Genomic DNA, 21,534 nt, shown 5'->3' with positions numbered 1-21,534 from the left:
CATTAACCATACAACTCCCTGACGACCAGCCTGGTGACCGCATGTGCGTTCTCTGTGTGGAAGAAGTGACCGCCGGTGACGGTGTGCAGTGTGAATGTGCCGCTAGTGTGTCGGTGCCACTCTCGTAGCGAAGCTCTGCTGACATGCGCGTCCGACAGGCCGCCCAGGGCCACCACAGATACTGGCAAGGGATCGTCCGCAGGCATGAGCCGTGCGAGCTCGCTTACCCGAAAGTCGGCCCGGATCAGAGGCTCGACCGTGTCGAGAAAATGGTCATCGTCCAGCAGCTCCGACGGGGTGCCGCCCATGTCCCGCAGCCGCTCCACGAGTTGTTTGCGCGGCAACTCGTGCACGAGCGGCGAATCTGGCGGCAGGTGTGGAGCGCGGCGCGCCGCGACAAAGACACGCTCAGGTGCGGGATGGCCGTCAGCCAGCAGGTTGCGTACCACCCGGTGGGCGAGCAATGCACCCATGCTGTGCCCATACATCGCGTACGGGGAGCGCACCCACGGCGCGATCGCTTCGGCCGCGGCAGTGGCCAGGGCATCGGCGTCCACTATGGGTGCCTCTTGCCGTCGCCGCTCCCTGCCCGGCAGGTGGACTGGTAGCAGCTCCACCTCATTTTCCAGGTACGGCAACCACGACCGGAAGGCGGAGGGGCCGCCGCCCGCGAACGGGAAGCAGAACAGGCGCGTCAGGCCCTGATCCTGCCGCATCGGACTTCCCAGCCACTTCGTGCCGGAAATGAGAGGAGCAGTCATCAGGCACCCGGCTCTCCACCGATGGTTGCCTCGGCGATCTCCTCGGCTAGCACTCGTATGTAGGGGTCGCCGATCAGGGTGCGCAGACTGATCGTGGCGCCGAACTCTTCTTTCGTCCAGGCGAGCAGGGCGAGGGCGGTCCGTGAGGTGAGGCCGAGGTCGAAGAGGTCGGCCTCGTGCAACTCGGTGTCGGCGATCGCGGTGCGGGGTCCGAGGTCCAGCTCCGCGCGTACGTGATCGGCGATGCGTCGCAGCACCTCGTTGTGAGCCGATTCGGCGTGTGTGTGGTGGCTGTTAGTGCTCATGCCCGGTCACGCTCCTGGCGTACCGCTGTGCAGAGGTCGCGCACGATGTGATTCTCCAGCCGACCGGCGCCGTCCTGGGGGACGATGCTCGTGCTCAGGAAGGAGACGGTCAGCTGTTCTTCGAGGTCAGCCATCACCATGCCCATGCCGTAGGCGGTGTGGCCCGCCACACGCGCCCCGCGGGGGGCTCCGAACCAGGCTCGGTCGGTGCACATGCCCAGGCCCCAGTCGAGGTCGAGGTCACCGAAGTTGGTGTCCACCAGGCCCGTCCGGTGGTGTTGGGTGAGAGTGCGGGCCGTCGGGTCGCTGAGTCCGAGCTGATCGCGCCAGGATTCCGGCGATGCCAGGCGGGCGAGTTCACGAGCCGGACCGTGCGCGCCGGTGCCGGGCAGCCCCGGCTCCAGGATCGCGTCGGGCAGTTTGGTGCTGGGGACGAAGTTTCCCTCCGCTCGGTCGTGCAGGGTGATGCGGTGGTCCGCGAGGGCCTCGGCCCGAACAGCGCCGAAGACGGTCTGCTCCATGCCGAGCGGATCGAGGATGTGCCGTTGCACGTATTCGTCGAACGGCAGGCCAGATAGCTGCCGCACCATCGCCGCGACAACGACCCACGTCTCCATCGGGCTGTACCAGCCGCCCGTCCCGGGTGCGCCGGACAGTTGGAACGTGGCCACCGCCTCTAGGGCCTCCTCATGGGTGAGCCGGCCGAAGGGCATGGTCGTGGTCGCCGTGTCGAATGGAATGGCGTGGGACATCAGATGCGCGATGGTGGCGGTCTGTTTGCCGAACCCGGTGAAGGCCGGGACTAGTGCGGATACCGGAGTGTCTGGACTCGTCCCCGTGGTTTCCATCAGCTGACCCATGGCCAGCGCTCCCAGCAGCTTGGTGCAGCAGACCCAAGGCACTGCATCGTCCGCAGTAAGTGGAGCGCCCGGGGCGGACTCGCCGTATGCCTCGTCCAGCAGAACCTCGCCCTGCCATGAGACATGGAGCTGAATGCCCAGGTGAGCACCCGACTCCACGGATGCCAGAGCGCGCTGGTGCGCGCTTTTTACGGCCTGCATGTTCGTCCTCCCAGCGATGGCCCGCCCGCCTTGGCGAGCCCATCGCACCGCTCGCGACAGAGTAAGTTGACTCTCATATTGTCTCCTAGTCATGACATCTGTAAAGATCTGTGAGCGAAAGGTGTGTGCGATGCTCATCATTTCACCATCCGATCTTGGTTCTGCCGAGTTCCGGAGCGACTACCGGACGCGTTACGCGTATGCGGCTGGCTCCATGTACCGAGGTATCTCTTCAGCAGAGCTGGTGAGCTGCATGGCCCGCCACGGGCTCATGGCCTTCCTCGGCACTGGCGGACTACCTGTCAACGAAATCCGACGGACGGTTCTCCGGCTCCGCGAGGAGTTGGGGGGGGACGCGGTGATCGGCGCCAATCTCCTTGCTTCGCCCACTCTTCCCGAGCGGGAGGACCAAGCCGTGTCGACCTACCTTGCACTGGGCGTCCGCCACGTCGAGGCCGCCGCGTTCACTGAGGTCACGCCTGCACTCGTCCGCTACCGCGCCTCGGGTGCCTACCTGAACGATGAGGGCCGGCCGGCCGCGCACAACCTGCTTATGGTGAAGCTGTCTAGCCCGCGCCTCGCGGAAGCCTTCATGTCACCACCGTCGCAGGACGTGCTCAACGGCCTGGTGGCACGCGGACTGCTCACCGCCAAGGAGATGGAAGCGGCCAGCAAGCTGCCCATCGCGAGCGACGTGTGCGCCGAAGGGGACTCTGGTGGCCATACCGATGCACGCAATCCGCTCGTCCTCTTCCCCGAGATCGCCCGCCGCCGGGACGAGGCCATGCACCGCCACGGCTACGCCCGGCGGATCAGGGTTGGGACGGCGGGTGGTCTCGGTTCTCCCGAGTCGATAGCCGCTGCGTTCACTGCGGGCGCCGACTTCGTTGTGACCGGTTCGGTGAACCAGTGCACCCCCCAGGCCGGCACGTCAGATGCGGTCAAGGATCTACTCGCCGCGCTGGACACAGAGGGCACGGCGTACGCGCCCTCCCCCGACCTCTTCGAGCTCGGATCCAAGGTCCAAGTCGCCCGTGCTGGATCCCTCTTCGCCCCTCGGGCGAACAAGTTGTACGAGCTCTACCGCCGGTATGGCTCTCTCGACGGTCTCGACGAGCGCACGGCACGCACGCTCCAGGACAGTTGGTTCGGACGGTCGTTCGACGACATATGGGCAGAGGCGCGTGCGCATGCTCTGCTGACGAGACCCGATGCTGCGGTCCGGGCCGATCAGAATCCCCGTTTGCGGATGGCCATGGTGTTTCGCTGGTGGTTCATCCGCACCACCCGAGCCGCCCTGGCCGGAGATCAGGAAGGCCTGACCGACTTCCAGATCCACTGCGGCCCTGCGATGGGGGCGTTCAACCGATTCGTGGCTGGTACGGCGCTGGAGGAGTGGCGAAACCGCCACGCCAATCGAGTGGCCGACGCCCTCATGGGCGGCGCCGCCACCGTGCTCGAGGAGCGTCTGCGGCAGTGGTCCGGCCACGCCGACCTGACAGTCGGGTCAATGTGAACCAGCCTACTCGGTGGGGACAATATTGACTCTCACCTTGACTACTCTGTAAAGTTCATAGTCAATCAACGGGAATGGCAACCGCCTGCCCCCTCTCGAAAGAGGATCCCTGATGAACCGACCAAGCCTGGAGGTAGACGGTGTGGGCCGGGTCTTCCGCGACCGCGGAGACGAAGTGACAGCCTTGCGCGATGTGTCGTTCGACGTCGCGCCGGGTGAGGTGGTGGGCCTGCTCGGCGGAAACGGCGCCGGAAAGACCACCCTGACCCGGATCATCGCAACGCTCCTACTGCCCAGCAGCGGCACAGTCAGAGTTTTCGGTCACGACGTGGTCCGCGAAACCGCCGCCTCCCGAGCCGCAACCGTCGCCGTGTTCGGCGGGGACAAGGGCCTCTACGGCCGACTGACCGGTCGCGAAAACCTTTCATTCTTCGCGGTCCTCGCCGGGCACTCACGCCGTGGGCTCGCCGACCGGGTGGCCGAGGCACTGGACTCCTCCGGCCTGGGACACGCGGCCGACCGCGCAGTGGAGACGTATTCCAAGGGCATGCGCCAGCGTCTCCACCTCGCCATCGGACTCATCGCCCGTCCCCGACTGCTGCTGCTCGACGAGCCCACGGTCGGCCTCGACCCGGCCGAGGCCGAACGCGTCCGGGGAGCCGTCGCCGCCCTCCGCGATGAGGGCACCTCGGTACTCCTCACCAGTCACTACCTCCTGGACGTCGAGCGCCTCGCCGACCGCGTGGTGGTCCTTGCCGGCGGTCGCACTATCGGCGACATGACCGTGCCGGAGTTCGCCAAGACAGCCGGGTATACGGCGGTGGTCACAGTGCGCGGCCGTGGCAGCGCCCCGGAACCGCGGCCGGACGACGAGTCGATTTCCCTCGACGACATCACCTCCGACGGAATGGTGTGGACCGCCCGGCTCAAGGTCCGCGACTGGGGAGGCGAGTCCCTCGGCCGGCTCAGCTCCCTCGTGGACGCCGGCAACGTCCTCGACGTGGACGTCGCCCCACTCCGTCTGGAAGACGCCTACGCCCGCTTCGAGTTCGACGGAGCCGCCGCGTGACCGGCATTGCGATACGCACCCTCGACGCCCTGTGGGTGCTGTGGACCTGTGCCCGGATGCAGGTAAAGGCTATGAAAGGCAACGAACTCGGCCTAGTCATCGGCGTAGTCCAACCTGTCGTCCTCATCCTGGTCACAGTGGGCGCCCACACCGACGAAGCCCCGGAGGTCCTCACCGGCTGGACCGTGGGAGTGCTGCTGACCACGCTATGGGCTTCTACCGTCTGGATAGCAGGCGGCATCCTGCGCGGCGAGCTCCGTTCCGGCACGCTTGCCCGCAGCGTCACCAGCCTCCGTCCGGGATTCCTAGTCCTCCTCGGCAAGTGCCTGGGGGCAACCGCACGGGCGCTGCTGGTTATCAGTTGCTCAGTCGCCGTGACCTTGCTGATGAGTCGGGCTCCGGTGACCGCCGATAGGCCCGGGTGGATGCTCCTCGGCCTTCTCGCCTCCGTCTGCTCCGGCGCAGCGCTCGGCATGCTGCTTGCCTGCATCCTGCTGCTGACCCGGTACGGACTGCAGGTCTCGGCAGCACTCATGTATCCGGTGTTCATCCTGGGCGGTCTGCTCGTCCCTCCAGATCTGCTTCCCGGATTCCTGCACTGGCTGCCGTCACTCATCAGCCTGCGCTGGGCGCGAGAGTTCCTTACCAACGCCGCCGCCGGCACGGTCTCCTGGCAGGCCCTCATCTGGCTGGTCGCACTGACGACTGTCTACTTCCTTTTGGCCGTCAAGGCCTTCGCCCGAGTCATCGACCACGCCCGCAGGGAGGGCACCCTTGAGCTCGTCTGATGTCCTGTGGCGCCTCGGCGCCGTGGCGCGGTTCGGCTGGTGGGAGTTCCGTGTCGAGAACCCACCCAAGATCGTCCTGACCGCAATGCTGCCCCGGGCCATTTTGCAATGCCTCTTTTTCACGCTGCTCGGCACCGTGGTCGGCCTGGCCGACTCCTCTTACTCATTCACCGGATCGCTGGCAGTCATCCTGACCTTGTCCGGCGCCATTGGTGTCATGGACGTGCCGATGCTTGACAAGTGGTCCGGCACGTTCCACCGGGTGCGGTCGGGGGTCCTACCGCCCTTCCTCATTTTTGTGCTGCGGTCGCTGCCCTACACCGCTCTGGGCTTCTTTTACGCCGTGATCTCTCTGCTCCTCGTGGCCCCACTCACCGGCAACACCGACATGATCCTTCCGCTCCTGCCTTGGCTTCCGGTGTACCTGCTTATGGCCTGGACCACTTCGGCAGCCGGGCTCGCCGGCGCGGCCATGGCCGTGGGTCGGCGGGCCGACGCCTTCATGGGCAACCTGCTCGCGTACCTGATCCTGCTCGCCAGCGGGGTGCTGATCCCCGAGGGCCGCATGCCCTGGGTTGACGCGATCGGCTCCGTGCTCCCCGCCCGGCACGGGCTCCTTGCCGTCCGGGCCGGATTGGAAGGACAGCCCTGGCTCGGTGAGCTTGGCCTCGAGCTGGCCGTCGGCGGTGCGTGGCTGCTCCTGGCTGGCCTCATCGTCTCGGTCCAGGTGCGCAGGGCGCACCGGCAGGGTTTCGACGACTTCGCCTGACCGTGGCCGCACATCGCCTCAGATCCGTACGCCGCCTCTGCAGACAGGAGCGCCCTGCATGAGCGCCTCTCATGGCGGGAGCACCGCCGATCATCAGGTCCTGGTCAACCAGGCCGGACAGCACAGCCTCTGGCCTTTGGCCGCTGCCATTCCCGCTGGCTGGCAGTCCGTGTTCAGTGGTACGCGCCAGGACGCCGTCGCCCATGTGGCGGCTCATTGGACCGACATGCGCCCCCACGCAGCACATGCCGCCTTCGACCACCCGGCTCCGGCCAATCTGGTCACCGAATGGAATCGTACGGCCCATGCCGTCGGCCTCTCGGACGTCGTGGCCGGCATTGAGGCCACTGCCGCCCGCGTCCCGGACGCGACCGCAGTGATCGCCGCGGACGAGACGCTGACGTACGCGGAACTCAACTCCCGGGCCAATCGGCTGGCCCGCACGCTGATCGCCTATGGCATCGGCCCCGAGACCCGAGTAGCTGTCGCCCTCCCTCGTACGGCGAACCTGGTGGCCGCGCTGCTGGCGGTGCTCAAGTCGGGTGCCGCCTACATCCCCCTGGACATCGCGCATCCGGCCGAGCGCATCGCGATGATCCTTGAGGACGCGGAGCCGCGGCTGGTGATCACCGTGACCGAGGCTCGGGACACGGTGTCCGGGACGAGGGCACCCGTGCTGCTGCTCGACTCAAGCCCGTTCCCGGAGCCCGGCTCCGCGGTTAGCAGTTCGTATGCGGAGGCCGACCCGTCCAACGCCGAGCGCACTGCTCCATTGCAGGGCACCACCCCCGCGTACATCATCTTCACCTCTGGCTCCACCGGCCGGCCCAAGGGCGTCGTCATCGAGCACCGCGCGCTCGCCAACTTCTTTGCTGCAATGGTGGACCGCCTCGCTCTCACCGAAGCTGACCGAATGCTCGCCGTCACCACCGTCGGCTTCGACATCGCGGCTCTGGAGCTGTACCTGCCACTTCTCGTCGGCGCTACGGTCGTCATTGCCGGACAGGACTACATCCAGGACGCCGACCGCCTCGGCGATCTCATCCGGCGAGAGGGAGTCTCGGTTGCCCAGGCCACTCCCTCTCTGTGGCGGATGTTGGTGACTGCCTGCCCGGACGCATTGGCGAAGATTCGCGTTCTCACTGGCGGCGAAGCGCTGCCACCTGCGCTTGCGGACTCCCTTGCTCGCGCCGCCGTCTCCGTCACCAATCTCTACGGACCGACCGAGACCACGATCTGGTCCACTGCCGAGGATGTCGCCGAGAACGTCGCGCCCGGCATCGGCATGCCTATCTGGAACACCACCACTCACGTACTGAACGACCGACTCGCCGAGGTCAGCCCCGGCGAAGAGGGGGAGCTGTTCCTCGGCGGTGACGGGTTGGCCCGCGGTTATCTTGGCCGTCCGGACCTGACCGCCGAACGCTTCGTGGCAGACCCGTTCGGCCGATTCGGAGCCCGGATCTACCGCACGGGCGATCTCGTGCGACGGCGGACCGATGGCTCCTTGGAGTACCTAGGCCGCGCCGACCACCAGCTCAAGATTCGCGGCCATCGCATCGAGCCTTCCGAGATCGAGCAGGTCCTCGAAGCACATCCCGCCGTCGCCCGCGCCGCCGTCTGTCCGATTGAGGGAGCCCATACCGAACTCGCCGCCTTGGTGGTCCCGGCCAAAACGGCGACTGTGACAGACCGCGACCTGCGCGCCTTCGTCGGCGAGCGGCTGCCCCCCGCCTTTGTGCCCTCCCTCTACGTATGGGGGGACGCCGTACCCCTCGGCAGCACTGGCAAGACCGACCGTGCCGCGGTGGCTCGTGCTGTAGCCGAGCGACTCGACGTTGAGCACAAGGGAGACAGTGGCAACGGCGACACACTGAAGGCCTTTTGGACTGAAGCCGTTGGGGCGGACGCGGACGAGACCACGGGCTTCCTCAGCGCAGGCGGGCACAGCCTGGCCGCCGCCCGGATCATCGGCGCCGTCAAGGAGCACTTCGGCGTCCGACTTCCTTTTGCGCTCTTCCTGGGCGACGACATCACGCTGGCCCAACTGCGGGAGGCCGTCCAGGAGCACCCAGCGAATGAAACGAGCGCCAAAACTGCCACCGGCGACCGCGCCGTGCTCCCCGACAGCCTGCCACTGCCCCCCAGCCTGCGGCGGCTCTGGCTCCTCGAACAGCTCAACCCATCGGCTCAGGCCGCGTACAACGTGGTATCCGCGGCGGAGGTGCCCCTGTCCGGCGCCGCCCTGGACGTTACAGCGTTGAACAACGCCCTCGCCGCGGTACACACCCGCCACGACGCGCTGAGGGTCACCGTCGACCTCGCAGGGAGCGGGCAGTTCGAGGACGGAGGTGCCGAGGCGCCTACGCTGCGCTTCGCCTCCCCCGGCGACCTCTCGCCCGGCGTCGAGGTTCACGACAGTGCGGGCCCCTGGGCGCCCGGGAACTTTGCCCGGGAGTGTGCCTGCCTCCCTGTGCGGCAGGACGGACCGATGCTCCGCGCATTCCTCCTGCGCGGCCCCGACAAGGCGTGCGTGGTGCTGGCGCTGAACCATCTGATCGCTGATCAGCGGGCTGCCGAGATCCTGCTGGGCGAGCTGCTGCACCTGTGGCTCGACCCCGGCGCCCCGCTCCCGGCCGCGCCGTCCCTGCGGACGCACATCCTCGGGGAGCTGTCCCGGGGCGACGACGACCGCACGGCCGACCTAGAGTTCTGGCGCACCGAGCTGGCCGGGGCACCGACCAGCATCAACCTGCCCCTGCGCGGCCCGCGCCCTGCCATCGCCTCGCACCGAGCCGTCGTTCGCGCCCGCCGAGTACCGGTCGCGCTCCTCGCGGCCGTGGACTCTGCCGCAGCGACACTCAGCACTACCCGCGCCGGCTTCCTTTTGAGCTGTTTCGCTGCCCTGCTGCACTCATGGAGCGGCCAAGACGACATCACCATCGGTGTGCCGGCAGACGCGCGCCGTGAAGCCGCCGAGCAGAACCTTGTCGCCATGGCCGTAGACACGCTGGTCATTCGCAGCCGGAGCACCCGAGACAGCATGCTCTCGGATGTCGTATGCGCCTGCCGAGACGCGTTTCTAAGGGCCGCCGACCACACCGGCACCCCGTTTGACGCCATCGTGGAGGCCCTCGGGATACCAACCGTGGCGGGCCGCAACCCGCTCTTCCAGTGCTGGTTCAACGATCTCACCGGCACTGGCCGCGTCCGTACCCCGTCCAGCGCGGCTCGAGCCCTGCCGGTCCCCGTAGCCTCTGCCCTGTTCGACCTCGGCCTGTACCTGCGGCGCGACGGCGACGACTTGGAGATCGTAGTCGCTGGAGCGGAGGACCTTTTCGGCGAGACCGTCGTCGAGGAGTTCGCGCGCCAGTACATGGCGCTACTCGCCGAGGCGACAGCTAGCCCCGGCACCCCGCTGGCCGAACTGGCTCTGGCCGACCGCGCGAGGCAGCACGGCGAGCCTCCGGCCGGCGACGTGCCCGCCCCGGCATCAAGCCGCCATGACGGACGACTGTGGCAAGCACTGGCGGCGCTACCGGCCGCCGATCCCGGCACCGCTGCTGTGATCGGTGCTTCAGGCACTCTCAGCCGGAGTGAGCAGGCCGCGTCCGTACGGCGGCTCGCCCGGGCCCTGCGCCGGCATGGGGCAAGCCCCGGCGTCACCGTGGCAATCTGGGCACGAGCCGACCCGCACCTGCCCACCGCCTTGCTAGCTGTCTGGCACACCGGCGCGACCATCGCCCTCATCCCGGCGGACGCTCCGATGCGTCACCGCGAGAAGTGCCTCTCCGCTGTTGGGGCGAGCCTCGCCCTCGACCCGGCAGACACGCCTGATCCCGGTGTGCTGAGTGTCGAAGACCTGCTGGAAGAGGAGCTGGAGGGCAGCGCCGGGAGGGCAGCACGGAACAGTGCCCGCGAGACGTCGGCGTTCCCCGAGGGTGGCGCGAATGATGTCTGGCTCGGCCCCGGCGAGACGAGCCATGTGCTCTTCACCTCGGGCACCACAGGGGACCCCGTGGGCGTTCTGGTCGGGCCCGAAGCCCTCGCCGAGACCCTCGACTGGTATGTCGATGCCTTCGGTGTGGGGTCCACCGACCGCTTCGCGCTGCTCTCGGGCCCCGCTCACGACCCGGTGCTCCGGGACATTCTGGTGCCGCTCATCACCGGCGCAACCCTGTGTGTTCCGCCTCCTCGCCTGGCCCAGCGCCCCGACCTGCTCTTCGCCTGGCTCATCGACAGCGGGGTCACCATCCTGCACGCGACCCCTGGTCTATTGGACTTGGTCGCGGCCGGAGCGGACGGGCGGCGACTGACCTCCCTACGGCAGATCATCTGCGGGGGCGACTCTTTGACGATCGGTCATCTCCGCAGAACAAGGACCTTCACAGAGGCTTCGGTCACCAACGTGTACGGGGCGACGGAGACGCCACAGATCGCGGCCCGCGCCACCGTACTGGCGGCCGGGGAGCGCCCCGGGGAAGACCTCCCGGACCACCAAGTCCTACCGGTAGGGCACGGCGTGGCAGGGCGCGCCGTGTATCCGGCCACTCCCGGAGGGCGGCCGCTGGCACCCGGCCAACGCGGGGAGGTTCTGGTGCGCGGTCGGCATCTAGCCTTGGGCTATCTGAGCGGGACGCGGCGCGCAGACCGGTTCGCCGACGCGCCCGACAGCTCGGACGATCGGATATACCGCACCGGTGACGCTGGGTATCTCACGCCAGGCGGAGAGGTCGTGGTGACCGGCCGGCTCGACCGGCAGGTGTCACTGGGCGGCCACCGCGTCGAACTTTCCGGCGTCGAGGCCGTGGCCCTGTCCTTCACTGGTGTGGCCACCGCCCGCGCCACGCTGCAGGAAACCCCCATCGGTCCTGTGCTGGCCCTGGCTGTAGGTGGGCCCGGCGGGCGAGACGTGGATACAGCAGCCCTCCGCACTCATCTGCGGGCCAGACTGCCCCGATACGCCCTTCCGACGGTCATCAGTTCCGGGGGCCACGCCCTGGTGCTGGACACTAACCACAAGTGGCGTGCGACCGACGGTACTTCCGTCGGACCGGGCCTCCCGGCCGGACGGATCGCGGAGACCACCCAAACCCGGCGGCCGGCCCCTCCACGCGTGGCCGCGACGCAGCGCACCGTCCGCCTGCTCCAGGACCTGGTCAGCGAGGTGCTGGGGCACCAGATCCCGCCGGAAAGCAACTTCTTCGACGCCGGGCTGACGTCGCTGACGCTGCTGCGGCTGCATCAGAAGATCACCAGTCGGCTCGGGGCCACCGTGCCCACGACCGCGCTGTTCACCCATCCGAGCATCGGCGTCCTCGCCGAACTGCTGGAGAGCATCGAAGGCAAGGAGTCGTCTTGAGCACCGAACACACCGCCGGCGTCGAGCAGAAGCAAGCGACGGCGTACGAACCTATCGCGGTGGTGGGTCTTGCGGGACGGTTCCCGGGGGCCGCCGACGTCACTGAGTTCTGGAGGAACCTGGCGGAGGAACGCAATAGCATCGTCCACCAGGACCCGACCGCGCTGCGCGACGCCGGGGTTCGGGAGGAGGAGCTCGCCAGCCCTGACTATGTCCCGGCCGTTGCGATGATGCCGGACGCCGACCTCTTCGACGCTCGTCTGTTCAGCATGACGCCGCGCGAAGCGACCGTCCGGGACCCGCAGCACCGGGTGTTCTTGGAGACGGTCCACAGCGCGCTGGAGAACGCGGGATACGATCCGTTCGCGGTCCCACACACTACGGGCGTCTTCGGCGGGTGCGCGGCCAGCGGCTACGCCCAGTACCACCTGTGGGGCAACTCGGCCGCCGCGCAGATGGACGCCACTGCCCTGGGCATCGCCGCCAACGCGTCCTACTTGCCGACGCTGACTTCGTACAAGCTGTCGCTGGGCGGCCCGAGCGTCGCAGTCGCCACTGCTTGCTCCACCTCGCTGGTGGCGCTGCACATGGCGATTGGCTCACTGCATGAGCGGTCGTGCGACCTGGCCGTGGCTGGCGGCATCGAGATCGAGTTCCCGTACCGCCACGGATATACCTGGTCACCCGGGAGTATCCACTCCCAGAATGGAGTGTGCCGCCCGTTCGACGCGGCTGCCGACGGCACTGTGTTCGGCAGTGGCGTTGGAGTCGTCGTCCTCAAGCGGCTTTCCGACGCGCTGGCGGACGGCGATCCCATTCGGGGCATCATCCGCGGCTCGGCCGTCAACAACGACGGCTCCGACAAGGTGAGCTTCGGCGCTCCGAGCGTCTCCGGTCAAACCGCCGTCATTACAGAAGCCATGCGCCGTTCCGGGCTCTCCCCCCGCGACATCGGGTACGTCGAGGCGCACGGCACCGGCACCATGTTGGGTGACCCACTGGAGATCACGGCGCTGACCCAGGCGTACGAAGAGATGAGCGGTGGCGCGAACCTCGCACCCGGAAGCATCCCGTTGGGCTCCGTGAAGTCGAATATTGGCCATCTCGGGCCAGCTGCTGGCGTGGCTGGCCTGATCAAGGCCCTCCTCGCCATGGAGAACGAGCGGATCCCTGCCACCCTCCATTATGAGAAGTCCAACCCCGCGATCGACTTCGACGCCACCTTCTTTGAGGTTGTCGACCGCGCCCGGCCTTGGCCCCGTACGCCTGGACGCCCTCGCATCGCGGCTGTCAGCTCCTTCGGTGTCGGCGGTACCAACGCCCACGTTCTGGTTGAGGAGCCGCCCGCCCTTCAGCCCAACCCGAACTCCGGCCGCCCCCGCCTGGTGGTGTGGTCTGGCCAGGACGAGGCCGCCCGGGATGCGACCGGGCGGGCATACGGCCGCTACTTCGCGGAATGCGACCCCGCTGATTTCGACGCCGCCGCGTACACCACGCAAGTGGGCCGCACGCACCATGCGGTCCGAGCCGCCGTGATTGCCTCCTCCGCCTCGGAGGTCGCCGAGGCGATCGACCCGACTGGCGCAGGCCGCTCGAACGGTGGTGGCCGCTCGGCTCGTTTGGGAGAGGGGCGTGAAATGCTGCGCTCAGGCGACAGCTCCCGTCGCGAGATCTGCTTCGCCTTCCCCGGACAGGGCTCACAGCGGGTACGTATGGCCTACGGCCTCTACCGCGCGGTGCCCGGGTTTACCGAGGCGATGGACGAGTGCCTCGACCTATTCGCTGAGCACGGTGTCGAACTGCGGGAGTCCTGGATCTCGGGTGAGCCCGAAGCGTTGGATCACACAACCCTGGCCCAGCCCGCCCTGTTCGCCGTTGAGTACGCCATGGCGCGGGCACTCATCGCCGCCGGCGTCCGGCCCGCCACCGTGCTGGGCCACAGCCTCGGTGAGCTCACCGCTGCGGCCGTCGCGGGTGTCTTCGACCTGCCCGACGCGGTACGCCTGGTCGCCGCCCGCGGTCGGCACATGGGGGGAATGCCGGGCGGCTCAATGCTCGCCGTCGCGCTCGAGGCCAAGCGCATCCCCGGTCTGAACATCGCCGACGTTACGGTCGCCGCTGTCAACGGCCCCGGACAGACGACGGTCTCCGGGCCAGACGAAGCGATCGCGTCGCTCAAGAAGCGGCTGGAGGCCGAGGGCGTTGCGTGCAAGCTGCTCACCACTTCGCACGCCTTTCACAGCCCCGCGATGGCCGAGGCGGCCCACCGTCTTGAGCGCGAGCTCCGGCGCATGGAGCTTCACCCTCCCCGTATCCCGCTCGTGTCGGCGGCCACGGGACGGCTCGTCGGTGAAGTGGAGTGCACAGACCCGGAGTACTGGGCCCGGCAACTCACCGAGCCGGTGTACTTCGGGGCAGCGGTCGACGCGGTTCTCGTAGACGGACCCACGCTCGTCGTGGAGGTCGGCCCGGCGCAGGCCCTGACCAGCCTCCTTCGCAAGCACCGGGACGTGATGCGTGGCGAGAGCGACGTGGTGCCCCTCTCCCCTCGCGAGCCTGAGCTCGAGGCCGATCTGCGCGCCTTCCTCACGGCGCTGGGCTCCATTTACGTCGAGGGCCACGATCTGTCCCTGCCACTGGACGGACCGGGCCGTCGCGTTCCCCTTCCTGGTTACGCGTACCAGCGCAAGCGCTACTGGCTTGACGCGGCCACGGCCGCCGGCGACGCGACCGCTCCTGCCGCAACCCTGCAATCCGCGACCAAACCGCCCCTTTCCGCATCCGAGGAGAACAACCCCGTGTCGCCGTTCACCGTCATGAGCTGGGCAGAGACTCCGCTGCCGCCCCTCGCTCCCGCCGCGCCGTCGCGGCGTGCCCTGGTGTTGCTGCCAGCCGAAGCCGAGCACGGCGCAGGGCTGCTGAGCGCCCTTCATCGCAGTGGCCACCACGTGATGCGAGTCCGCCCGGGCGATCAGCTTCTTCTGGGCGAAGAGGAGTTCACGGTTCGTCCGGCGGTCCCGGATGACCTCGCCGCCGTGTTGAGCGAACTGCAACGCCGCGGTTGGCACCCTGACACCCTCGTGCATGCCTGGGCGTTGTCGCCGTGGGGGCCCGTCGTCGCGAAGAACGCCGATGACCAGATAGCGGACGCCTGCCTGAGCTTGCTCACTCTCATCAGAGAGGGCACCCGCCGCCCGGTGGACGGTAGCCTGCCCGAGGTTGTGGTCTTCTCGTCCAATGCCCTCGACGTGTCGGGGTCCGAGCGCGTTCACCCGGTCAAGAGCATGGCTCTGGGCCTGGTCAGAACCTTCCCGCAGGAGGCTCCAGGAGTTCGCTGCCGACTGATCGACATGGACTGTGCGGTCGAGGAGCAGGCCCTCGCGGCTGAGCTCGTCCACAGCGGGGACGAATCCGTAGTTGCGTGGCGCGGCCACCGTCGCTGGACGAGCGCCGAGCGAGCGCTCACTCCGATGACCCGTGACACAGCCGCCCTCCGTGAGGAGGGGGTCTATCTGATCACGGGGGGCCTTGGCGGACTCGGCCTAGAGATCGCCAAGGGTCTCGTTGCGACAGGTCGTCGCCCTCACCTCGCTCTCCTCGGCCGCCGCACCCCCGACGGCGAAAGGCCACTTCCGGGTCCCGCCGCGTCGCGCGTCCAGCGTGCGGTCGAGGAGATGCGGGCCCTGGGCGCCAAAGTGCTCACCCTCTCCTGCGACATCACGGACCGGCAGGAGGTGCATTCGGCGCTACGCGCGGTCCGCGAGGCTTTTGGGGCTATAGACGGTGTGGTGCATAGTGCGGGCATCGCCGGCGACGGGGTCCTGCAACTTCGTGACCCGGCCGACTTCCAGCGCGTCCTGCGGCCCAAGGTGCTTGGCGCCCTTCTGCTCCAAGAAGCGCTCGCTGACCAGCGCAGGCCCGACTTTTTTGTCGCCTTCTCCAGCCGCTCCGGCACTCATGGCCTCGTCGGCAGCGGCGACTACTCCGCCGCCAACGCCTTCCTCGACGCCCTCGCGGCCAACGCTGGCTCAGCCTCCCGGCACCTGAGCATTGGGTGGCCCACCTGGCGGGAGGTCGGCATGGCCGCCTCTTCCCAGGAAGGAGAGGGCGTTGACGTCTCTGGCACCGTCGTGCTGGAGGAGGTCCTCACAGCGGAAAATTGCTGGGCCTTGGACGAACACCGCATCGGCGATGTTCCCGTCATGCCCGGCACCGGCCAACTCGACATGATCGTGCGTGCCTGGCAGGCCCGGGCCGGCCAGGACGCCGCGGTTCGGCTGGAGGACGTTACCTTCGTACGACCGCTGGCCGTGCCAGCCCCGCGTCGGGTGCGGATCGTTTCGAGCGTCGAAGAAGGCGTGGACCGGTTCTCCCTGCTCTCCCGCTCGGCTGCCGGAGGAGCCTGGACGGAGCACACCACGGGTGCCGTACGGCTTGTCGAGCCCCTCTCCCGGCACGTCGATCTGTCGGCGCTGGAGACGTCCCTGGCCGCCCAGAAGCCACCGGCCGCGCCCCATGCGAGTGCGACGGGCGTGGTCTCGTTCGGCCCGCGCTGGGCCAATATTGGCCGAGCGGTGCGTGGAGCCGCCGCCGATCTGGTGGAGATCGCCCTGCCGGGCGAGTTCTGTAGCGACCTGCCTTACCACCCTTTGCACCCGGCGCTGCTCGACGGTGCCACTGCAAGCGCGCAGCGGCCCGTTTCCGCCAACCGGCTTCCGTTCATGTACCGGGCACTGACATGTTTCGCACCGCTGCCGGCCCGTTTCATGGTCCACTTGCGCTACCGTCGCGAGGACGAGCAGATTCTGCTCCTCGATCTCGACCTGATCGATCCCGACGGCCGGGTTCTTGTAGCCATCGAGGGCTTTGCTCTGCGGCCGGTCGAGCGGAATGCCCTGGAAAGTGCGCTGCGCGAAGCAGACGGAGATGGTCAGCGGCGCGTGCTGCCGGGCGGTGTGACGGGTGAAGAAGGATTGCCGCCCCGCACCGGAGTGGACCTCTTCCTGCGGCTGCTCAACTCCCGGACTCCGGCCCACGTCCTGGTGCGCCCCTACGAGGGCGGCGTTCCGACCGCGCTGCCGGCCACAGCGTTGACGAGTGCTCAGCCACAACCGCGCTACGAAGCGCCCACACCGGTTGCCGCGCCCTCGCCCGGTGTCGTGGGCCCGGCTCCGGCCCCGGCAGCAGTTGCGGTCGCGGTCACCCCGGCGCCCGCCGCGGCCGCCGAGCAGGACGAGGTGGCCGCCGTCATCCGCGGCTTCTGGGCGGAGACGCTGGGGTTGGAGGAGATCGAGGACGACGACGACTTCTTCGAACTCGGCGGCGACTCCCTCTCAGCTATCCAGCTCATGGCCAGAATCCGCGAGCAGTTCGGCGTCGAGCTGAGCGTCGCCCTTCTTTTCGAGTGCCCGACCCTCGCCCTACTGGCTGACATGGTGCGGCAGAACCGCTGATCGGACCCGATCCGTGCGCGGGCTCTCTACAGGCCGCGCACGGAGAGTCGCAAAGAGAGATGCGTAAACCATGACTACTGTTCGGACGACCCAGCCCCGGCCCGCCCTCGTCACCTTCCGGGGGTCCGTGGAACCCCGCGTCTCACTGGTGTGCATCGCGCATGCGGGTGCCGGAACGGTCCCTTTCAGCTCCTGGAACACTCTCCTGCCGGACTGGGTCTCCGTGGTGGGCGTACGGCTTCCGGGGCGCGAGAGCCGCCTTCGGGAACCGCTGCTGACCACGGTCGAGGAAATGGCTGGGCACATCGTGGACGCCCTTCCCCTGGGCCCGGGGCCGGTCGCGTTCTTCGGCCACTGCTTCGGCGGACCGGTGGCATTCCGGGCCGCCCAGCTCTTGGAGGAGCGCGGCGACCGGGAGGTTGTTCGGCTCATCACTGCAAGCGCTCCCATCCCCGGCGGTGTCGCCGCGGGCACGTACACCCACGAGCTGTCCAGCGAGGAGCTATTCGACTCGCTCGTCGCTGCCGGCGCCATGGACTCAGGGCCGGACGGCCGAACTCTGTTCGCCCTCCTCGAGCCTACGCTGCGCGCTGACTTCGCTGCGGTGGAGACCTGGAGCAGCGCCGACTTCGGCACGGTGTCGGCGCCCGTTCTGGTGCTGCGGGGGGTTCACGATCGGATCATGCCGGAAACCAGCCGTAGCGGCTGGGGCGCGTTCACTACCGGCGGCATACACCGTCAAGAGCTCCCGGCCGGTCATTTCCTGCTGGGTGACGCGGCGCCAGCAGTCGCGGCGACCATCGCGACCTACCTCGCCTCTGACCTCAGTCGTCGCCCCGACGCACGGCCACGCTCCTTCTAACCACCTGCTAACGCCGACGAGACGGAATCGACGTGACTGATAAGCCCCTGCCCCACCACTTGATCCCCCTCGGCACGTCAGGCTGGCTGCTCTGGCGCGACGCGGCCTTGCGCAGCGCTGGCTTTCCCACCTCCCGCATGCTCGGACTCACCTCCCCAGAACTGGCCGCCGCGGCTGATGGCCTGATCGCGGGCACTCGATCCCGAGGGGCATATGAGGGGGCGTTCGACGCTGCGGCAGAGAGCCTGTCCGCGACCATCCGCACAACGGCCGGCGATCCGCTCTTTCGCGAAGCCGTGACCTGGCAGAACCGCAGCCTGGTCACCAACTGCCTGGACAAGGCGGTCAAAGGCGAGCCGCGCAATGTCCGCGGGAGAAACCACGAACTGGCCATCACCGGTCATCTCCAGCGGTATGCGCTGAAGAACGACACTATCGGCTTCTTCGGTCCCGTGGGCTGGGCGTCCCTGACGGACAGCGCCGACGCTCTCACCGTAGAACCGGGCGAGCGGCTGCTCGCCCGGCGCACGGTGTACTTCGAGACCTGGGCGGTGGACGCACTCGCCCGTGCCTTCGCCGCGGACCCCGCGGTGTTGCCCTGGCTAGTCCCGGCGCGGGACAACAGCTCCGTACTGCGGCAGGGACTTCTGCACCGACCCGACCGACTCCCGCTGCCGGTCACAGGGGCGGAGGCCGCCGTGCTGGCGCTATGTGATGGAAAGCGCACAGCCCGCGAGCTGGCCGCTGAGCCGTCGGTGCGCGGTACGCCAGGTCTGGAATCGGAGAGGGCTGTCCTGGGCGTGCTGACGGACCTGCGGGACCGGGAACTGATCTGGCTGGACCTTGAGGGGCCCGTCGAGGCATGGCCCGAGGACACCTTGCGTAAGAAGCTGGAGCGCATCGACGACCCGGTCGTGCAGGAACGGTTGACGGGGATGCTGGAGCGGGTCATCGAGGCCCGGGACGCAGTCGGGGCGGCCGGCGGTGACGCCGAGCAGCTGGGCGCCGCGATCGACCGGCTCAATGCCGTGTTCAGAGAATTCACCGGCGAGGAGGCGGTTCGGCATCACGGTCGCACCTATGCCGGGCGGACCCTGGTATACGAGGACACGGTCCGCGACGTACGGGCCGAACTGGGCCAGCCGTTTCTCGACGAACTGGCCGGACCGATGGGGCTCGTGCTGGACAGCGCGCGTTGGCTGCTCGGGCGAATCGGCGAGGAGTACCAGGCGTTGTTCCGCCGTCTGTATACGTCCTGGTCGGCGAAGAACGGCTCGGAGGAGATGCCTCTGTCACGGTTGCTCGGCGCCGCGACACCGTACCTGTACTTCCAGATCGGAGCGCTGCCCGCACCCGTCAGGGCGGCGGTGGCGGCGTTCCAGGACCGCTGGGCGGACGTTCTGGGGGAAGCGGCGGACGACGAGCCGCGGAATTTCTCGGCAGGCGAGTTGGCGGAGCGGATGCGTGCCCTTTTCCCGGCCACGCCGCCGGCCTGGGCGACGGCGGTGCACCACGCACCAGATCTCATGATCGCCGCGGAGTCTCCCGAGGCCGTGGCCCGCGGCGAGTACCTGACGGTACTGGGAGAACTGCACACATCGTTCAACTCGTTGGAGAGCCGGCTCTTCGTCGAGCAGCACGCCTGCCCGGACTGGGTGCGGTCGGCGGACGCGGCGGATCACGGTGACCGCCGGATCTACCTGATACCTCCCAAGGACTGGTCGTCCGTCACCTCGCGGCTGGCTCCGCCCTCTGCGACGTTGTCGCCGCACTACACGTACTGGTCACTGCGGAGACCGAGTGTGGACGCGTCCGGGCCGGTGGCTTCTCTCGTAAGCCTCTACGTCCACCTGGAGGACGGGGAGCTGGTTGTCAGGGAGCGGGGCGGCTCGTTCCGCGCGGGACTCCTGGAGATGCTGAGCGAGCCGCTGTCCAACGTCAGTGTCAACGCGTTCAAGCCGCTGCGTCCGGCGGCCCGCCGGCCTCGTGTGACCATCGACCGGCTGGTCCTGTCCCGTGCGTCGTGGACGGTGCGCGCTGCCGATATCGACTGGGTTCGTACGAAGAACGAGCGGGACCGCTTCCTGCGGGCGCGTGCCTGGCGGGCCTCTCGAGGGCTGCCGGAGCGGGTGTTCTTCACTTCACCGACCGAGCCGAAGCCGATCTTCCTTGACTTCTCCTCGATCCCCCTGGTCAACGCCTTCTGCAAGGTGGCCCGGCAGGCGGCTGACCAGGCAACCGACGCGACACTCGGCCTGTCGGAGATGCTGCCCGACCTCGACCAGGCGTGGCTGCGGGACGCCGCAGGAGAGCGCTACACCTCCGAGATACGCGTCATCGTGAAGGACCCGCTGCGCTGACGTTCCCAGCTCCTCGCGGCCACATGATCGATCCCCCTGACTGTTCTTGACAGTAATATTGACTACAGAGTCAAAGCCTCTGTAGTGTTCTTTCAATCCAATGAGAAGACATGGGTCATCGACCTATTCTGATCGAGAGGTGCATCCAGCATGAAGCCCGCCGCCCAGATAACCGACCCGGACCGTTTCATCAAAATCCTCGACGACCCGGCCATGCGACTGCTGGTGCGCCTGCAGGACCAGCTCCTCCACACCACAGCCGAATTCTGGAAGGAGCGCCGCGCGCTCAATCTCCACCTGCCGATCACCACCGGGTCCGTCTCGAGCCCGATGGGCTTGGGCAGCGACAGCCTCCCGGTACAGATCGATCTGTTCGGCCAGAAGGTATACCTGGCCGACTCGATGCAGTTCCTCCTGGAGTACGGCTGCCGCATCGCGCCGGAAGGCGCCTGGTACCTCATGCCGAGCTTCCGCGGCGAAGAAGCCGACAAGACACACCTGAACCAGTTCTTCCACAGTGAGGCAGAGATCATCGGCGGCCTCGCCGACGTCCAAGAGGTAGTCGGCCAGTACACACGCACGCTGGCGCGCGCCGCCCTGCGGGAGTTCGAGAGTGAGCTCGCCTCGGTCGCCGGCTCCGTCGACCACATCGTCCGCATGGCCGAAACGGAGATCGTCCCCCAGATCAGCTTCGACGAGGCGGTCGAGCATTTGGGCAACGACCCGGAGTGCGTGCGGCACGACCCAGCCGGGTTCCGCACCATCTCCAGGGCCGGCGAGCGCCGTCTGATGGACGAGATCAGCCCGGTGCTGTGGCTGACCCACTTCGATCACCTGTCCGTCCCCTTCTACCAGGCGTACGAATCCGGCACGGACAAGGCCCGCTGTGCCGACCTGCTCCTCGGCATCGGCGAGGTCGTCGGCGCCGGCGAGCGCCACGTGGATGGCGAGCAGACCCGCAAGGCTCTCGCCCACCACGAGGTCCCGGAGGAGGAGTACGACTGGTACGTCCGGATGAAGACTGAGCGGCCCATGCTGACCTCCGGATTCGGCCTCGGCGTCGAGCGATGGCTGATGTGGCTGCTGCGCCACGACGACATCCGGGATCTTCAGCTCGTGCCCCGCCTCAACGGCATCACCCTGGCGCCCTGAGCCCTCGGTCGGTACTGGGCCGCCCTGCCAAGAGGCCCTCGACAACCCGATAAGGACCACCACCATGGCCGGTTCA

The 21,534-nt window shown here is 67.9% G+C and carries 12 protein-coding genes; 9 read left to right on the top strand and 3 right to left on the bottom strand.

From position 1 onward, the window contains the following. Positions 1 to 2 precede the first annotated feature (2 nt). Genes ABZ016_RS13845 through ABZ016_RS13835 form a run of 3 tightly spaced genes read right to left on the bottom strand, consistent with a single transcriptional unit; the run spans position 3 to position 2,127 of the window. Positions 3 to 761 carry an alpha/beta fold hydrolase gene (locus ABZ016_RS13845; protein WP_356916786.1) on the bottom strand — a complete coding sequence of 253 codons (759 nt, stop codon included), beginning with the start codon at positions 759 to 761 and terminating at the stop codon, positions 3 to 5. After that, on the bottom strand, positions 761 to 1,066 hold the full coding sequence (locus ABZ016_RS13840) for an acyl carrier protein (RefSeq protein ID WP_356916785.1): 306 nt from the start codon (positions 1,064 to 1,066) through the stop codon (positions 761 to 763). Before ABZ016_RS13840 ends, ABZ016_RS13845 begins: the two co-directional genes overlap by 1 nt. Next, positions 1,063 to 2,127, bottom strand: coding sequence for a serine hydrolase domain-containing protein (locus tag ABZ016_RS13835; protein WP_356916784.1), 1,065 nt, complete (start codon positions 2,125 to 2,127; stop codon positions 1,063 to 1,065). Before ABZ016_RS13835 ends, ABZ016_RS13840 begins: the two co-directional genes overlap by 4 nt. Before the next feature lie 130 nt (positions 2,128 to 2,257). Between ABZ016_RS13835 and ABZ016_RS13830 the strand changes: the two genes are divergently transcribed. The 9 genes from ABZ016_RS13830 (at position 2,258) to ABZ016_RS13790 (ending at position 21,458) form a co-directional block, all read left to right on the top strand. Continuing rightward, a complete protein-coding gene (locus ABZ016_RS13830; protein ID WP_356916783.1) occupies positions 2,258 to 3,643 on the top strand; it encodes a PfaD family polyunsaturated fatty acid/polyketide biosynthesis protein in 1,386 nt (461 codons plus the stop codon). 112 nt (positions 3,644 to 3,755) lie between these two features. Then, the gene (locus ABZ016_RS13825; RefSeq protein ID WP_356916782.1) at positions 3,756 to 4,712 is read left to right on the top strand and encodes an ABC transporter ATP-binding protein; all 957 of its coding nucleotides are present in this window, start codon (positions 3,756 to 3,758) and stop codon (positions 4,710 to 4,712) included. After that, positions 4,709 to 5,500 carry an ABC transporter permease gene (locus ABZ016_RS13820; RefSeq protein ID WP_356916781.1) on the top strand — a complete coding sequence of 264 codons (792 nt, stop codon included), beginning with the start codon at positions 4,709 to 4,711 and terminating at the stop codon, positions 5,498 to 5,500. The genes ABZ016_RS13825 and ABZ016_RS13820 overlap by 4 nt, the downstream gene beginning before the upstream one ends. Further along, on the top strand, positions 5,487 to 6,269 hold the full coding sequence (locus tag ABZ016_RS13815) for an ABC transporter permease (protein ID WP_356916780.1): 783 nt from the start codon (positions 5,487 to 5,489) through the stop codon (positions 6,267 to 6,269). The genes ABZ016_RS13820 and ABZ016_RS13815 overlap by 14 nt, the downstream gene beginning before the upstream one ends. Positions 6,270 to 6,327: 58 nt before the next feature. Further along, complete coding sequence (locus ABZ016_RS13810) at positions 6,328 to 11,631, top strand: amino acid adenylation domain-containing protein (protein ID WP_356916779.1); 5,304 nt, start codon at positions 6,328 to 6,330, stop codon at positions 11,629 to 11,631. Further along, on the top strand, positions 11,628 to 17,084 hold the full coding sequence (locus ABZ016_RS13805; RefSeq protein WP_356916778.1) for an SDR family NAD(P)-dependent oxidoreductase: 5,457 nt from the start codon (positions 11,628 to 11,630) through the stop codon (positions 17,082 to 17,084). The genes ABZ016_RS13810 and ABZ016_RS13805 overlap by 4 nt, the downstream gene beginning before the upstream one ends. Positions 17,085 to 17,154: 70 nt before the next feature. Next, positions 17,155 to 17,946: an alpha/beta fold hydrolase gene (locus ABZ016_RS13800; RefSeq protein WP_356916777.1), complete on the top strand. Its 792-nt coding sequence runs from the start codon at positions 17,155 to 17,157 to the stop codon at positions 17,944 to 17,946. A 137-nt stretch (positions 17,947 to 18,083) separates the two neighbouring features. Then, positions 18,084 to 20,306, top strand: a complete 2,223-nt coding sequence (locus ABZ016_RS13795) for a lantibiotic dehydratase (protein ID WP_356916835.1) — start codon at positions 18,084 to 18,086, stop codon at positions 20,304 to 20,306. Between the two features lie 150 nt (positions 20,307 to 20,456). After that, positions 20,457 to 21,458 (top strand): amino acid--tRNA ligase-related protein, encoded by a 1,002-nt coding sequence (locus tag ABZ016_RS13790; protein WP_356916776.1) that lies wholly within the window; start codon positions 20,457 to 20,459, stop codon positions 21,456 to 21,458. Positions 21,459 to 21,534 lie beyond the last annotated feature (76 nt).

This window comes from Streptomyces sp. NPDC006372, assembly GCF_040612515.1.
Taxonomy (GTDB): Bacteria; Actinomycetota; Actinomycetes; order Streptomycetales; family Streptomycetaceae; genus Streptomyces.
Note: the sequence above shows the minus strand (reverse complement) of the source record. Positions and strands in the feature narration are given on the sequence as shown.

What these genes read in the sequence shown, in the direction of transcription:
- ABZ016_RS13825 (WP_356916782.1), top strand. Translation starts at nt 3,756, where the DNA reads ATGAACCGACCAAGCCTGGAGGTAGACGGTGTGGGCCGGGTCTTCCGC.
- ABZ016_RS13795 (WP_356916835.1), top strand. Translation starts at nt 18,084, where the DNA reads ATGCTCGGACTCACCTCCCCAGAACTGGCCGCCGCGGCTGATGGCCTG.
- ABZ016_RS13840 (WP_356916785.1), bottom strand. Translation starts at nt 1,066, where the DNA reads ATGAGCACTAACAGCCACCACACACACGCCGAATCGGCTCACAACGAG.
- ABZ016_RS13830 (WP_356916783.1), top strand. Translation starts at nt 2,258, where the DNA reads ATGCTCATCATTTCACCATCCGATCTTGGTTCTGCCGAGTTCCGGAGC.
- ABZ016_RS13790 (WP_356916776.1), top strand. Translation starts at nt 20,457, where the DNA reads ATGAAGCCCGCCGCCCAGATAACCGACCCGGACCGTTTCATCAAAATC.
- ABZ016_RS13835 (WP_356916784.1), bottom strand. Translation starts at nt 2,127, where the DNA reads ATGCAGGCCGTAAAAAGCGCGCACCAGCGCGCTCTGGCATCCGTGGAG.
- ABZ016_RS13845 (WP_356916786.1), bottom strand. Translation starts at nt 761, where the DNA reads ATGACTGCTCCTCTCATTTCCGGCACGAAGTGGCTGGGAAGTCCGATG.
- ABZ016_RS13800 (WP_356916777.1), top strand. Translation starts at nt 17,155, where the DNA reads ATGACTACTGTTCGGACGACCCAGCCCCGGCCCGCCCTCGTCACCTTC.
- ABZ016_RS13810 (WP_356916779.1), top strand. Translation starts at nt 6,328, where the DNA reads ATGAGCGCCTCTCATGGCGGGAGCACCGCCGATCATCAGGTCCTGGTC.